The organism is Acinetobacter sp. ANC 4636, assembly GCF_054454555.1.
Genome location: NZ_JBTKVD010000008.1, coordinates 31,106 through 45,636, shown reverse-complemented (window position 1 = coordinate 45,636; position 14,531 = coordinate 31,106). Strand labels below are relative to the sequence as shown.

Genomic DNA, 14,531 nt, shown 5'->3' with positions numbered 1-14,531 from the left:
AGTTTTTGTTTTACCCAAAGACTAGGGCGTATTCTACTGTGGGCGAGCGACATCGGCACTGAGCTGTGCAGGCAAGTCAAGTACCGTCAAATTCAGTTCGGTCAGAGCAGCAGGTTTAGCAACTACGAGTGCCTGAAAACCTGTTGCAGTTGCAACACTATTGACCACTTCAACATCACTATGTAATTGGCTTGCCATCACGGGAACATCTCCTGTTCCTGCAACTAAGTGTAGCCAGTGTTTAGGTTTGGCTTTAAACCATAAACGTGCCACGATTTCCTGACCTAAATAGCAACCCTTGTCATAATCGACACCTTCACGCTGATGCAAACGTAGCTCTTGTGGTTGAAACTTATGTGCAGTGGCTTGGCGAATATAGGCTTGTCCTTGTGCAATCGCTTGTTGTTGCCATGCTGTGATATCTGTAGGTTGTGCAGCAAAGCTTGTGCTGGTCGCAGTGAGGGTAGGGAAAACCTCGCCTACAGTGCTTAACGTCATTTTAGAAAAAGCACCATATTTTTTAATATGTTTGGCAAATTCTTCACTCTGGTCTTGGGTGACGACAATATCAAAATGTTCAGCGTCAAGTTTAGTGAGCCATAACCCAAACTGAATACGGCCTTTTAAATCACAGATAGCCGTATAGCGAGGTGTTTGTTCTGGGAGGCGTTCAACATGCAACGTGACTTGACCTTGCAGAAATTTTTGCGCATCTACGCCATTGAGTTGATATTGAATAAAAGCTAAATCACTCATCTTGTTCTCAAAATTAGGTTTTGACTATAGGATCTATTGTGGCGGATTTTCTTGGAAAATTCAGCCGTAGATTGTTATGTTTCTGCGCAAAGCCGGAAAATAGACAAAATACATGCTGAGCCGTTTGAATACCGTCATTGTTGTGTCGAGAAATAAAGCAATTACTACATAAATCAGCAAAGCTTTTACAGCATCTAAATGGCGAATCGGTTACATTAACGCACTTTCTTTCGTGGTAAAAAATAGGGCAAAGTTGCGGTGAAAAAGCTCATTGTTACTCTTAGTGTCGCGGTTGCACTGTTCATAGCGGCATGGTTGGCATCGCCTTACTGGATGCTATATCAGCTCAAGCAAGCTTATGAAAACAATCAGCCTGAACGAATTTCTGCATATATTGATTATGAGGCGGTAAAAGAAAGCCTTAAACCACAAATGAATGCACAATGGTTTGCTGCAGATTTAAATCAAGGGCAGCACCCATCCTGGAAGCATTTGGTGGAGCAATATCTGGCTGAACCGATTACCGATGCGGTGCTTGATCGTGTAGTTACGCCGAAGACCCTGATTTTATTATTACAAGGTAAGCAGTTGGCACAATCCCTATCCATTCATCACAAGACTGAAGATAATAGCTCAAATATCATAGAAGCAAATATGAGTCATACAGCGTCTGATCCTGTATCGACAGCGAGCAGCAGCGAGTTGCAATATCATGCAGGCTATCGCGATTTAAACCATTTTGTGATTCATGTGGTGCATTTACAAGGTGCAGACACCCAGTTTATTTTTACCCGTGATGGCTGGCATTGGAAAATGACCGATATTGATCTGGGCTTGGGTACACAGCAGGCATCTTAATGGGTTTTCATGATCTGTACCGTATGAGTTCACATGCGGTGATTACCAATCATCAGCAACAAGTATTACTACTGAAAGCCACTTATGCCAATCAGGCGTGGGGATTACCTGGCGGTGGTCTGGATGTTGGAGAAACCATTCATCAAGCCTTGCTGCGTGAATGTCAGGAAGAGCTGGGCTGTACGGTTGAAATTGCCTATTTGAGTGGCGTGTATTATCACAGTGCGGTCAATTCACACGCTTTTATTTTTCGTTGTTATTTGCCTGAGCAGGCACATATTCAGTTGAGCGATGAACATTCAGCATATCAGTGGTTTAATCTGGATGAATTAAATGCGATGCAACAAAAACGGGTGCGGGATTGTTTGAATTTTCAGGGGATGGTGTAGAGCACAAGTTTTTAAATGAATCATAGCCAGCAGACTGACTATGATTCAGCATTTCAGGGTTTATTCTTCTAGAAAAACGGTAAAGCTTTCGACTGGCTCGCGTGGAGTAATAAAAGTATTCACGATTTCATTTGGGTCGGCGTAGCCAAGCGCAACGGTACAGACCAGCTCTTCATCTTCAGGTGCGCCCAGTTCTTCCAGTACAATCGGGTGAAAGTGGTTCCATGCTGCTTGTGGGCAAGTGTCCAGACCACGGGCTTTCGCTGCGACCATAATATTTTGAATCATCATGGCAATATCCATTTTTGAACCAATACCCATCGCTTTGTTGACGGTAAAATATAAGCCCACGGGTGCATCAAACAATTTAAAGTTTCGTAATTGCTGCGCAGCCATTTTTTCTTTTTCGCCGCGCTGAATGTTAAGCAAACCATATAAGCCCCAGCCATTGGCACGACGGCGGTCAATAAATGGTGAAATCCATTTTTCAGGATAATAAGCGAAAGTTTCTTTATATTTTTCAGCAAGCTCAGGATGCTGGTTCACTTCAATTTGAGCCTGACATACACGCTCAACGATTGCATCACGTTTTTTGCCTGTCACCACATAGACTTTCCATGGTTGAGTATTGGTACCCGATGGTGCGCGGCTTGCAACGGCTAAAATATCTTGAATAAGCTGTGGTTCAACAGGGGTGTTTAAAAAAGCACGTACTGAATGGCGTGAAGTAATGGCATCATCGACGTAGCGAACTTGCTCCAAGTTCATAAGTACTCCTGTAATCTCATGAGTTAATGATTTTTTTAGCACTATAAACGATAGCATTAGGCAGTGGCTAGAGAAACCCGTAAGGAATTATGCGGATGATTGTCGAAAAACTATCATCTGTTTTTTTTGAATAAATGGTCAGGTTTAACTAACTGTTGTTACGAAGGAAATTTTGAGTTAAATTGAAAAAATATAGAATATTTGTTGTTTATTTATACTAAATAATGAGATTGCTTGTATAAATAATAGTAAAAAATAGTTTGAAAAATAATCACTAAAATGGTGCAAAATTCTAAAAATAAGTTGGTTTTAAGTTTCATATCGGTATAATTGCGTCTTTTTTTGGTGCAAGAGATTTTTTTGGTGCAGTTTTTGCAGGGTGGGAAATTCTTCATACTGTTTTATTCTTAATCTTTTCTAAAGATTTTATTGATTTTGACTTGTACCAGTCAAAAATTTTTTGTTGATGGCTAAGCAATTTTATTGTGTAGCACGGCTTAGATGCGGCGCTTTATGATGAGCATATATGGCTCAATAATAATGCTGACTATCACTCAGACTTTTGTAAGGGAAATTAGTAAACTCTTTCATGGACAATACATAATCGCGAGCGAATATCAGTCAATGATATATTGCCAACCTATGCAGAAAGAGTATTGAATTCTCCAACGAGTGATGCCCGTATGATCTAGAAGGACGTCTGAATGAATTCGGAATTAAATGCATTTCTCATGCGTTGGGTTGCATACTTTAATGACCCATTATGGAATTTCTTGGTAATTTTGCTACTTGCAGTTGGCTTAATTTATACCGTTGTAACAGGCGGTGTACAGATTCGAATGTTTTTACAAAGTATTCGGGTCATGAAAGAAAGCCGTCAACCAGGACAGGATGAACATGGGATTACTCCATTTCAGGCTTTTGTTACAGGTTTGGCGAGTCGCGTTGGTGTGGGGAACATCGGTGGGGTTGCTATGGCAATCGCAATTGGTGGGCCTGGTGCGGTATTTTGGATGTGGGTTACTGCATTGGTGGGCATGAGTTCAGCATTTGTTGAGTCCTCTTTGGCACAGTTGTTTAAAATCCGTGATGAACACAATGCACAGTTTCGTGGTGGTCCTGCCTACTACATTACCAAGGGCTTAAAGAGTAAGCCGTTCGGGATTATTTTTGCGCTAGCAATGATTCTGGCATATGGTTTTGTATTTAACTCGGTGCAAGCCAATGCCATGATTGATGCTTCTTCGCATGCTTGGGGTTGGGACAAAGCCAATATTATTCTTCCACTTGGTGGTCTTAACCTGACTATTTCTTGGGTCGGTTTGGCTTTGGTTACGATTACCGCACTGGCTATCTTTGGTGGGATTAAACGGATTGCACATTTCGCTGAAATGTTTGTGCCATTGAAAGCAGGTTTGTATTTGGCGCTGGCTTTTTATATCTGTATTAGCAATTACGACATTATTCCGCACATTTTCTACCTGATTTTTAGTAAAGCATTTCAGTTTGATGCTGCTGCGGGTGGTTTCTTCGGTAGCATGGTGTCTATGGCGATGATGCAAGGCATCAAACGCGGTCTGTTCTCGAATGAAGCGGGTATGGGGTCAGCGCCAAATGCGGCCGCGGCATCGGATGTGAAACATCCAGTCAACCAAGGTTTGGTACAAATGCTCGGTGTGTTTGTAGATACTTTTGTGGTGTGTACCAGTACTGCGTTGATCATTCTGATTTCAGGCGTTTACACCAATTCAGGTTTGCAAGGTGTTGAATTAACTCAGCATGCTTTGGAAACCCAGATTGGGCATTATGGCGGTGACTTTCTTGCCTTTATCCTGTTCCTGTTCTGCTACTCTGCGATTTTAGGCAACTATGCTTATGCAGAAAGTAATGTGCAGTTCATTAATAACAGCCCTGTGGTGATGTTTATTTTCCGCCTGATGGTACTGTTTATGGTGTACTTCGGCGCGATTACCAGCGTACCTTTGGTCTGGTCGATGGCAGATTTGTCGATGGGTATCATGGCAACCATCAACTTGATTGCGATCTTACTCCTCATGCCATTCTTGCGTATGATGCTGAAAGATTATCGTGCACAGCTTGGCCGTGGCGTGAAAGAACCTGTATTTAAATTGGACAACCATCCAGAATATAAGAAAAAGATCGATACCGATATTTGGTAAGATCCAGTCGAAAAAGCCAGTGTTATCACTGGCTTTTTTTGTTTAGAGCATATTGCGAATTTCCTGAGCGCAATGTCTGAGTAATGGCAAAATACTCTTGATCAAATAGTTTTCATCAATCCGCTGTTGTTGCCCAATGCAGTTTAGCGCTGCAATGGCTTGTCCCTGAGCATCAAAAATAGGAACCGCAATTGCAATAATCCCAAGCTCATGCTCCTCCTGTGAAATACAATAATCCTGTTGGGCAATCTTCTCGAGTTCCTGCAAAAATTCACTTTCATTGGTCACGCTAAATGGTGTGAGGCGTTTTAAACCATAGCGCTGTACCCACGCTTGGCGTTCGCTTTGGCTAAGTTGTGCCAAGAGTAATTTACCTGTTGAGGTGGCATGAGCAGGTAGGCGATGTCCCAAATGCATGCCGTAAGGGTTAAGACGCAAGCTGTCAGGTTGTGGTAGAAAGCTGCGGGCAATCGGTACGACTTCATGTTCATCTAGCACTACGACCGAAAAAGTCTGATTGGTCTGTACACTCAGCAAGTTGAGCAAAGGTTGTGCGATTTTGGGTAGGTGTGCAGAACTCAGATAGGCGCTGGAGAAGCGCAGCACACGCGGTGTTAACCAGAAATAATGTTGATCGCTATCTAAAAAACCTAAAAATTTTAAAGTCTTGGCATAACGCCGTGCCGCTGTGCGGCTAATGCCCGTACGCTGGGAAATCTGGGTGATATTCAGGCGTTGTCTTTCTGTACCAAAGGTTTCAAGTACGATCAGCCCTTTAGCCAAGCCTGCAATATAGTCTTCCTGAGCAATCTTTTCTCCATTTGCTGCTTGGAGATATGCCTGTTGTTCCATGGCAAGTATATCCTATTTGAAAATTGTCCGATATTCGGACACTGATATCGTATAGCGGGCATTTTTCTATTCTAGACATAGAGTGATCTGAAAAAACAGCTTAATTTACTTGCAGGATATTAATTTGATAGGGATATCATCATGAAAAATCTCAACACTCAGGTTGTGATTATTGGTTCAGGGCCTGCGGGTTTGTTACTTGGGCAGTTGCTATATAAAGCTGGGATTGAGCATATTTTGCTGGAGCAACGCAGTGCTGAATATGTAGCGGCGCGTATTCGTGCTGGTATTTTAGAACAGGTTTCTGTTGACCTGTTACATTTGGCAGGCGTCGATCAGCATCTCAAACAGCAAGGTTTGCCACATTCAGGTATTGAGATTCTGAGTCATGGTACAAAGTATCGTATTGATCTGTCAGCATTGACACAAGGCAAACAGGTGATGGTATATGGTCAAACAGAAGTGACTAAAGATCTGATGCAAGCGCGCCAACAGGAACAGCTCAGTTCATTTTATGAAGCACAGAATGTACAAATTCATGATTTCGACAATGCACCAAAAGTCACTTTTGACTATCAGGGGGAGCAGTACCAGATTGATTGTGAGTTTATCGCGGGCTGTGATGGTTATCATGGTGTTTCTCGTGCCAGTATCCCACAAGAGCGTATTCAAACCTTTGAAAAGGTTTATCCTTTTGGCTGGTTAGGTTTACTGGCAGATGTGCCACCTGTTGCAGATGAGCTGATTTATGTAAAGTCAGAACGTGGTTTTGCACTATGTAGTATGCGCTCAAATACCCGTAGCCGTTATTACTTGCAAGTACCTTTGACCGATAAAGTGGAAAACTGGTCAGATGAACAATTTTGGGAAGAGTTAAAACGCCGTTTAGACCCTGAAAGCCGAGAAAAACTCGTGACAGGTGCTTCATTGGAAAAAAGTATTGCGCCATTACGGAGTTTTGTCACCGAGCCAATGTGCTTTGGTAAGTTGTTCTTGGCAGGAGATGCTGCACATATTGTGCCGCCAACGGGAGCGAAAGGTCTAAATCTTGCGGCTTCAGATATTGCATATTTGGCCAGTGCCTTAATTGAATATTATCAGCACGGTTCTGAGCAAGGTATTGAGCAGTATTCGGAGAAATGTTTACAGCGCGTATGGAAAGCGGAACGTTTTTCTTGGTGGATGACGAATCTATTGCATGATTTTGAAACGGATACTGCCTTTGAGAAAAAGCTGAAACAGGCTGAATTGAACTATGTCTTAGGCTCTGAAGCAGGGCAGGCAACACTGGCAGAAAACTACGTGGGTTTACCATGCGAAGTTGAGCATTTACAGCAGTTGCTTGCCGAGGGAAATTGCCAGAAAGCTTCATAAGGATTGCATTAAATTGACTAACTTTTCAGAAGCTCTGCCTGTAGCCAATTAAACGGCAATATAACGATATCCTAATGATATCTATCATAAGGTTTCTATAATTGTGCTCAACCTTAAGTTGGACAAAATACGTGATGAGTTAACACGTTAATATATTCTACTTATTGCGCTGATGGCATTTATCATGCGTCAGTATTCACTATGAAAACTTATGCATTGAGCCACTTTTTGAGTTGTAAACTACAGAAAAATAGTTAATTTATAGTCAAAACACTAAATTTTGCATATTTGCTGAACAGATGGTGCTGAAACTTGTTGACGTGATTTAAAGAACTGTAGATAATGCACGCACAGTTTACGGCTATGTAGCTCAGTTGGTTAGAGCACCGCACTCATAATGCGGGGGTCACAAGTTCAAGTCTCGTCATAGCCACCATTTTTATAAACCATGCATCACTGCATGGTTTCTTTTTTTGTGCCTGACGTATGCCTAAGATATAAAAAAGCCCGAACATAAATTCGGGCTTTTGTATTTTTTTAATTAGATACCAGCTTTCCAGCCATTTACAATTGGGTAGCGGCGTTCACGGCTAAACGCGCGTGAGCTAATACGTGGACCAATTGCACCCTGACGGCGTTTGTATTCATTGCGATCAACCAACTGAATGACTTTTTCTACAGTTGCCTGATCAAAACCGCGAGCAATAATGTCCGCTTGGCTGCTGTCTTCTTCAATGTAAGCATATAAAATGGCATCAAGCACATCGTATGCAGGTAATGAGTCTTGATCTTTTTGGTCTGGACGAAGTTCTGCTGAAGGTGGGCGAGTAATGACACGCTCAGGAATCACTGGAGTTTCACTGATACTGTTACGGTATTTTGCCAATTCAAATACAATGGTTTTGTACACATCTTTAAGAACCGCAAAACCACCGACCATATCGCCATACAGTGTGCAGTAACCTACAGCAAGCTCAGATTTATTGCCTGTAGACAGGACTAAATTACCAAACTTGTTCGACAAGCCCATGAGTAAAGTGCCGCGTGCACGTGCCTGAAGATTTTCTTCGGTCGCATCGGCAGGGCGATCACCAAAGAAAGGATACAGGGTTTGCATAAAGCTATTCACAATCGGGTGAATTTCTGCAATCCCAAACGTAATCCCTAAAGTTTTTGCTTGTTCCGCTGCATCTTCAACACTAATTTGCGAGGTATACGTATATGGCATCATCACAGCTTGAACTTTATCTGCGCCTAAAGCATCAACTGCAATCGCTAAGGTTAAAGCAGAGTCAATCCCGCCAGATAGGCCTAAAATAACACCAGGAAAACCTGAACGTTGAACATAGTCACGGGTTGCCATGACTAGGCTTTGATAAATTTCAGCCATGGTGTCGAGTTCAGGAACAAGGGTTTGCTTAGTGTAAGCAGCCTGTTCTGTATCGAAGTCTACATAGTAGAGTTCTTCTTTGAAGCTTGCAGCACGTAAAGCGACATCACCATTGCGGTTAATTGCAAAACTTGAGCCATCAAAAATCAAATCATCCTGACCACCCACTTGGTTGCTATAAATCAGGTTGATATTCAGCTCATTAGCCACTTTAGCCATGGTGGTTAAACGGTGCTGTGGTTTACCCACTTCGTAAGGTGATGAGTTGAGTACAAGTACACTGTCGACATTGAGTTGGCTCAATTGCTGTACGGTGTCAAGACTCCAAATATCTTCACAAATCAGTACACCAAATTTATGTCCTAAATATTCAAAAATCAGGTGTTGCTGACCTACGGCAAAGTAGCGTTTTTCATCAAATACACTGTAGTTCGGCAAATTCTGTTTGTTATAAATCCCCAGAATTTCACCGTCTTTCATCACGGCTGCTGAGTTAAAGCGTTGACCATCTTCAGTATGATGTACAAAGCCAAAGACCATCACGATATCTTTGACTTTGCTCAGTTCAGCCAACGCAGCTTCAGTGCGTTTTTTTAGGCTAGGGCGCAAAAATAAATCTTCTGCAGGGTAACCAATCATGCTGAGCTCAGGAAATAAAATAATGTCAGCATGCTGTTGTTTGGCTTGGTTTGCCTGTTCGATCATTTTCTGGGTGTTGTTTTCAATATTGCCAATATGTGGAGAGAATTGAGCAAGGGCAATTTTAAAATTTTTCATTCAAATAAAATCCTATTCCTATAGGGCTTACATCAGGCTGATTTATAAATTTAATTGTTCAGCGTAATGTAAAGTATAACAGGGATATACAGTGGCGTTCAGGTAGTCATACTATATACGAAACACAGCTTAGATTGATCTTAAATCTAAAAAAATTCTGCTGGAAATACAGAAAAACCAACATTTTTGCTCAGTTTTAATAAAAAATCGACCCTAGTGAATATAGAACAAATTTTTCTATGTCAAAGCTTTATCTTCAAAAAATCCAGGCTTTCAAATTTTTAGCCAAAACAAAATAAATATAGTAGACTGGCGCGAGTTTAAAAGGCTGATCATTTTAACAGCCATATTGGGGTTGCTGAGCAGAGAAGGTTAAGTTTGCTAAGAACTGGATTTGTACTTGCACTGAGTGCAATGTTGCTGCAAATCGCCGTATTTTTACAGGCGCTGCTTCCGGAAAATTTTCAGATTTCTCCGGTATGTGCCACTGTTTCCGATGCATTAGCCCTTACAAATCATAGCAATGCCACCCAAATGGATATGTCGATGGCTGATATGTCACATATGCAGGGTATGCATATGTTGTCCCACGCCTCGGTGCATGACAAGCATCAGCACGACCCAAATCATGAATGTCTTTATTGTAAAGTTTATGGGCACATGGTTGCCTTTCTTGATCTGGAAATTAAAGAAGTTTTCGAACGTCTGCAAGTTCGCCTGATTGCTTTTCAAAAAGCTTTTAAGCATATCTATTTTGTTTTACAACGACTTTTTCTTATTCCACAAGGGCGAGCGCCCCCTCTTTTTGCTTAAACAAAATATTCAATACAAGGTATTTGTTCTTGAGGAAACCCTCAAGGATTTTGTTTATGACATAAAAGAGAAAATTAATGTCACAGCCGAAATTTATTTTACAATCGCTTGCGATTGCAGTCGCACTTGCTTCAAATTTTGCTCAAGCAGAAGAAACTACAGATCAATCATCGATAACGACAGATGAAATTCAACTTGCTCCAATTGTGGTCACAGCAACAAAAGGCAAGAAGGCTAATGGTTTGGTGGTGGTTGCTGATCCTAAACAGCCAATTCAACCTGTTCCAGCGACCGATGGTGCGGATTATCTCAAAAGCATTGTAGGATTTAATGCCATTAGCAGCGGTGGAACCAATGGCGATGTCACATTCCGAGGAATGTTTGGTTCACGCATTAAAATGCTCACCAATGGGACTGAAAAACTTGGTGCGTGCCCTGCACGTATGGATGCGCCAACCTCTTATATTTCGCCTGAAACCTACGATAAAATTACGGTGGTGAAGGGGCCAGAAACGGTACTGTATCCGACCCCAGGTTCAGCCGCAACCGTACTTTTTGAGCGGACTCCACCAAAACTGAATAGTGAAAAGCCATATCAGGGAACGGCCAGTGTGTTAGTCGGTTCCTATGGTCGTTTAGATCAAAATTTTGATGGAACATTAGGTGATGAAACCAAATATTTGCGCCTAACGACCAGTCGTTCAACCTCAAACAGTTATAAAGATGGTAATGGCAATAAAGCCCCATCAGCATGGGAGCGCTGGACAGCAGACATAGCGATGGGATGGACACCCGATGACGATACATGGCTGGAACTCAATGCGGGTACAGGAGATGGTTACTCTGAATATGCAGGGCGTTCCATGGATGGGGTGCAATTCAAGCGCCAAAGTTTAGGTTTCCATGCGGAAAAGAAAAATATCAGCGAACATATTAAAAAAATAGAAGCGCAAATCGACTATACCGACAATGACCATGTCATGGACAACTACAGTTACCGTGCCAATGCAGGGGTGCGAAGTTCAATGGAACTGGCTCGTCAAACACTCAATTCGCGTTTAGCAATGACCACCGAGTGGGGTAAATTGAGCGTCGTGAGCGGTGTGGATTCGCAACATTGGAATCATGGTGGAGATATGAAAAGCACCATGATGATGATGAATAAGCCTTATATGCGTAATATGAAATATCAATCCTATGGCGCATTTAGTGAACTGACCTATCATTTGAACGACAGTAATCAGTTGGTGACAGGGGCACGTCTGGATCGCGTGGCAATGACCACATCAAAAACCAATATCATCACCAATCCAAGTGAACGCACTGAAACCGTTCCAAGTGCTTTTATTCGCTTAGAAAATAGTTTGCCAGATTCTGGCATTAAAAATTATGTTGGTTTAGGTTATGTTGAACGAGTTCCTGATTTTTGGGAATTATTTAGCACTAAACTCTCTTCTGGGGCTTACAGTATTAATAACATGGATGCTGTAAAAACAGAGAAAACGACACAGCTAGATATTGGTTCACAATGGCAGCAAGGAAAATGGAATGCTTGGGCATCAGTATATGCGGGTATTGTGAAAGATTTTATCCTGATCCAGTATGCCAATCCGAGCATTTCACAGTCTTATCCGACTGTGCGTAATGTTGATGCAACGATTGCAGGTGCAGAAACAGGGTTGGGTTATCAATTTACCCCACATATTCAAACTGATTTGAGTGTCATGTATGCATGGGGTGAAAATACTTCCGATCATACGCCGTTACCACAAATTGCACCTCTAGAAGCTCGCCTTAATCTACGCTATGTACAAGACCATTACACATTGGGTTTATTGGTACGTTCGGTTGCCAAGCAGAACCATTATAGTTTGTATCAGGGAAATATTGTTGGTTATGACATGGGGGAAAGTAAAGCCTTTACCACCATTGCGCTCAACGCAACCTATCATTTGACTCAAGGTGTTGACCTGTCTTTGGGTATCGATAATCTCTTGAATAAAGCCTATGCTGAACACTTAAATAAAGCGGGGGCGAGTGCTTTTGGTTATGCCGCAAATACGCAGTTTGACAATATCGGCCGTAATTATTGGGTGCGAATGAGCTTTAAATTTTAACGCAAAATTTTTTCAACTTGTAACAAGGTAAATTGTATGGAAAATTCACAAGGTAAAAGCACTTCAAAGGTTTGGCGTGGTGTCATTATTGCTGTGATTTTAGGTATGACCTTTTTGGGATTTTTATATTATAGCGTTGCATCCGATAGCAATGATATCAATCGCTACTCTCAGCAATGGCGCTCTACGGGTGATGAATCTTCAGCATCTGTACAACATGATATGTCCAATATGAAAGATACGGATATGTCGAAAATGAGCGAGCATGATATGGCAAATATGCAGCATGATGCGCCTGCAAGTTCAGCAAAACAACCTTAAGTCAAAGGTATAGAAACCTGTTTTATGGTGTATTTAGAGCCGTTTGTAGCTTGTATCAAGTCAAATTACAGTCTCTCAACCGATGTTGCCATTCAATAATCTGGTTGATTGAGCTGTTTTATACAGCGGACTTTACTGCCACTAAAGCAGGTTTCTTCTGCAATGTTGAGCTAACTTCGCGCAGCTATGCGCTGTTTGTCACATGATAAAAAATTGGGTGAGGATAATGGACATAAAAAATCAATCCATTCATCAGACACAGGATTTGCGATTGGCACAGCAAATTGTATTGGCGCGTAAGCGTATTCAAATTACTCAGTTACAACTGGCACAAATCTTGGGGGTTTCTGTCAGAACACTGGAGAGTTGGGAGCGTGGAACACGAAAACCATCGAGCGCCGCACAGACATTATTAAAACTCTTTATTCATAATCCGAGTTTTGTGGTCCGTTATTTGATGTATTAATTCAGTATAAATCAGTATAAAAAAGACCGCGAAATGCGGTCTTTTTTGTCGTTTGCTGCTTTCCTTGGGGAAATTAGCGTTTGATGTCGCGTTGAGTTTCGCCAGTGTAAAGCTGACGAGGGCGACCAATTTTGTAAGGTCCGCTGTGCATTTCGATCCAGTGGCTGATCCAGCCTACTGTACGTGCAAGAGCGAAGATTACTGTAAACATTTCTGTTGGGATACCAATCGCTTTAAGGATGATACCTGAGTAGAAGTCTACGTTTGGATACAAGTTACGTTTAATGAAGTATTCGTCAGAAAGCGCAATACGTTCAAGTTCCATCGCAAGTGCAAGTTGTGGATCGTTGATGCCAAGAGCAGCAAGAACTTCGTCACAAGTTTCTTTCATTACTTTCGCGCGAGGGTCGAAGTTTTTGTAAACACGGTGACCGAAGCCCATGAGTTTAACTTCTTTAGTTTTCACTTTTTCCATGAAGCCAGCAACATTTTCTACAGTGCCGATTTCATCAAGCATCTTAAGAACAGCTTCGTTTGCACCACCGTGAGCAGGTCCCCAAAGTGCAGAGATACCAGCAGCGATACATGCATATGGGTTTGCACCAGTAGAACCAGCTAAACGTACTGTAGATGTAGATGCGTTTTGCTCATGGTCAGCATGAAGCGTGAAAATACGATCCATTGCTTTAGCAAGAATAGGGTTTACTTTGTAATCACGGTCTGCAGGAGTGGCAAACATCATGTACAAGAAGTTTTCCGCATAGCTCAAGTCATTGCGAGGGTACATAAATGGTTGACCCACTGTGTACTTGTAGCTCCACGCTGCTAGCGTAGGAATTTTCGCAATTAGGCGAACTGCAGTAATTTCACGATGATTAACATCTTCGATGTTTAAATTATTGTGATAGAACGCAGACAGTGCACCCACTACACCAACCATGATAGCCATAGGGTGAGCATCACGACGGAAACCATTATAGAAACGACTTACTTGGTCATGAACCATAGTGTGGTTGCGAACTTTTGCATCAAATTCTGCTTTTTGTTCTGGCGTTGGTAATTCACCATTTAAAAGCAAGTAGCAAGTTTCTAAATAGTCAGCTTTAGTCGCTAATTGATCGATTGGGTAGCCGCGGTGTAATAAAACGCCTTTGTTACCATCGATGAATGTGATTTTAGATTCACAAGAAGCGGTAGCCATAAAACCAGGATCGAAAGTGAAATGACCTGCGGCTAATACGTCTTTAACGTCAATAACGTCTGGACCTAATGTACCGCTATAAATTGGCAGTTCAATTTCTTTTCCATCAAGTTTTAAAACGGCTTTCTTGCCAGTTGCTTCAGACATTCAATAGATCTCCTGTCCTGGTGAATGTTGATCTGATACGTATTAATTGTATTTTAATGAACGTAATCAGGGGGATAAACACGGACAAAGCTTATGCCTTACTAAAAAATTGTCAATAATAC

At 41.8% G+C, this 14,531-nt stretch carries 13 protein-coding genes and 1 tRNA gene; 9 read left to right on the top strand and 5 right to left on the bottom strand.

Going from position 1 to position 14,531, the window contains the following annotated elements; translation table 11 throughout:
* Window positions 1-33: 33 nt before the first annotated feature.
* Window positions 34-756, bottom strand: a complete 723-nt coding sequence (gene ygfZ / locus ACX1N5_RS10045) for a CAF17-like 4Fe-4S cluster assembly/insertion protein YgfZ (protein WP_131382308.1) — start codon at window positions 754-756, stop codon at window positions 34-36.
* Between the two features lie 258 nt (window positions 757-1,014).
* On the opposite strand from ygfZ, the gene ACX1N5_RS10040 reads away from it, so the two are divergent.
* Complete coding sequence (locus ACX1N5_RS10040) at window positions 1,015-1,614, top strand: DUF2939 domain-containing protein (RefSeq protein ID WP_131382307.1); 600 nt, start codon at window positions 1,015-1,017, stop codon at window positions 1,612-1,614.
* Window positions 1,614-2,003, top strand: coding sequence for an NUDIX hydrolase (locus ACX1N5_RS10035; RefSeq protein ID WP_458801940.1), 390 nt, complete (start codon window positions 1,614-1,616; stop codon window positions 2,001-2,003). Before ACX1N5_RS10040 ends, ACX1N5_RS10035 begins: the two co-directional genes overlap by 1 nt.
* A 60-nt stretch (window positions 2,004-2,063) precedes the next feature.
* Here ACX1N5_RS10035 and ACX1N5_RS10030 read toward each other — a convergent pair whose 3' ends face one another.
* The gene (locus ACX1N5_RS10030; RefSeq protein WP_131382305.1) at window positions 2,064-2,771 is read right to left on the bottom strand and encodes a nitroreductase; all 708 of its coding nucleotides are present in this window, start codon (window positions 2,769-2,771) and stop codon (window positions 2,064-2,066) included.
* A 704-nt stretch (window positions 2,772-3,475) separates the two neighbouring features.
* Between ACX1N5_RS10030 and ACX1N5_RS10025 the strand changes: the two genes are divergently transcribed.
* Window positions 3,476-4,951: an alanine/glycine:cation symporter family protein gene (locus tag ACX1N5_RS10025; RefSeq protein WP_458801942.1), complete on the top strand. Its 1,476-nt coding sequence runs from the start codon at window positions 3,476-3,478 to the stop codon at window positions 4,949-4,951.
* Window positions 4,952-4,993: 42 nt separating this feature from the next.
* Here ACX1N5_RS10025 and ACX1N5_RS10020 read toward each other — a convergent pair whose 3' ends face one another.
* Window positions 4,994-5,803 (bottom strand): IclR family transcriptional regulator domain-containing protein, encoded by an 810-nt coding sequence (locus ACX1N5_RS10020; RefSeq protein WP_458801944.1) that lies wholly within the window; start codon window positions 5,801-5,803, stop codon window positions 4,994-4,996.
* 141 nt (window positions 5,804-5,944) lie between these two features.
* Between ACX1N5_RS10020 and pobA the strand changes: the two genes are divergently transcribed.
* Window positions 5,945-7,177, top strand: coding sequence for a 4-hydroxybenzoate 3-monooxygenase (gene pobA, locus ACX1N5_RS10015; protein WP_458801946.1), 1,233 nt, complete (start codon window positions 5,945-5,947; stop codon window positions 7,175-7,177).
* Window positions 7,178-7,536: 359 nt separating this feature from the next.
* Window positions 7,537-7,613, top strand: a tRNA-Met gene (locus tag ACX1N5_RS10010).
* Between the two features lie 105 nt (window positions 7,614-7,718).
* On the opposite strand, the gene ACX1N5_RS10005 is transcribed toward ACX1N5_RS10010, so the two are convergent.
* Complete coding sequence (locus ACX1N5_RS10005) at window positions 7,719-9,344, bottom strand: NAD+ synthase (RefSeq protein ID WP_458801948.1); 1,626 nt, start codon at window positions 9,342-9,344, stop codon at window positions 7,719-7,721.
* A gap of 414 nt (window positions 9,345-9,758) precedes the next feature.
* Here ACX1N5_RS10005 and ACX1N5_RS10000 point away from each other — a divergent pair, with 414 nt between their 5' ends.
* The 4 genes from ACX1N5_RS10000 to ACX1N5_RS09985 all read left to right on the top strand — a co-directional run bounded on the left by ACX1N5_RS10000 (window position 9,759) and on the right by ACX1N5_RS09985 (window position 13,061).
* Window positions 9,759-10,157 (top strand): DUF2946 family protein, encoded by a 399-nt coding sequence (locus ACX1N5_RS10000; RefSeq protein WP_458801950.1) that lies wholly within the window; start codon window positions 9,759-9,761, stop codon window positions 10,155-10,157.
* A gap of 77 nt (window positions 10,158-10,234) precedes the next feature.
* Window positions 10,235-12,274 (top strand): TonB-dependent copper receptor, encoded by a 2,040-nt coding sequence (locus ACX1N5_RS09995; protein WP_458801952.1) that lies wholly within the window; start codon window positions 10,235-10,237, stop codon window positions 12,272-12,274.
* Between the two features lie 36 nt (window positions 12,275-12,310).
* The gene (locus ACX1N5_RS09990; RefSeq protein WP_458801954.1) at window positions 12,311-12,595 is read left to right on the top strand and encodes a hypothetical protein; all 285 of its coding nucleotides are present in this window, start codon (window positions 12,311-12,313) and stop codon (window positions 12,593-12,595) included.
* A gap of 226 nt (window positions 12,596-12,821) precedes the next feature.
* Complete coding sequence (locus ACX1N5_RS09985; RefSeq protein ID WP_131382297.1) at window positions 12,822-13,061, top strand: helix-turn-helix domain-containing protein; 240 nt, start codon at window positions 12,822-12,824, stop codon at window positions 13,059-13,061.
* A 73-nt stretch (window positions 13,062-13,134) separates the two neighbouring features.
* Here the strand turns inward: ACX1N5_RS09985 and gltA are convergent, their stop codons facing one another.
* Window positions 13,135-14,409: a citrate synthase gene (gene gltA / locus ACX1N5_RS09980; RefSeq protein WP_131314073.1), complete on the bottom strand. Its 1,275-nt coding sequence runs from the start codon at window positions 14,407-14,409 to the stop codon at window positions 13,135-13,137.
* Between the last annotated feature and the right edge of the window lie 122 nt (window positions 14,410-14,531).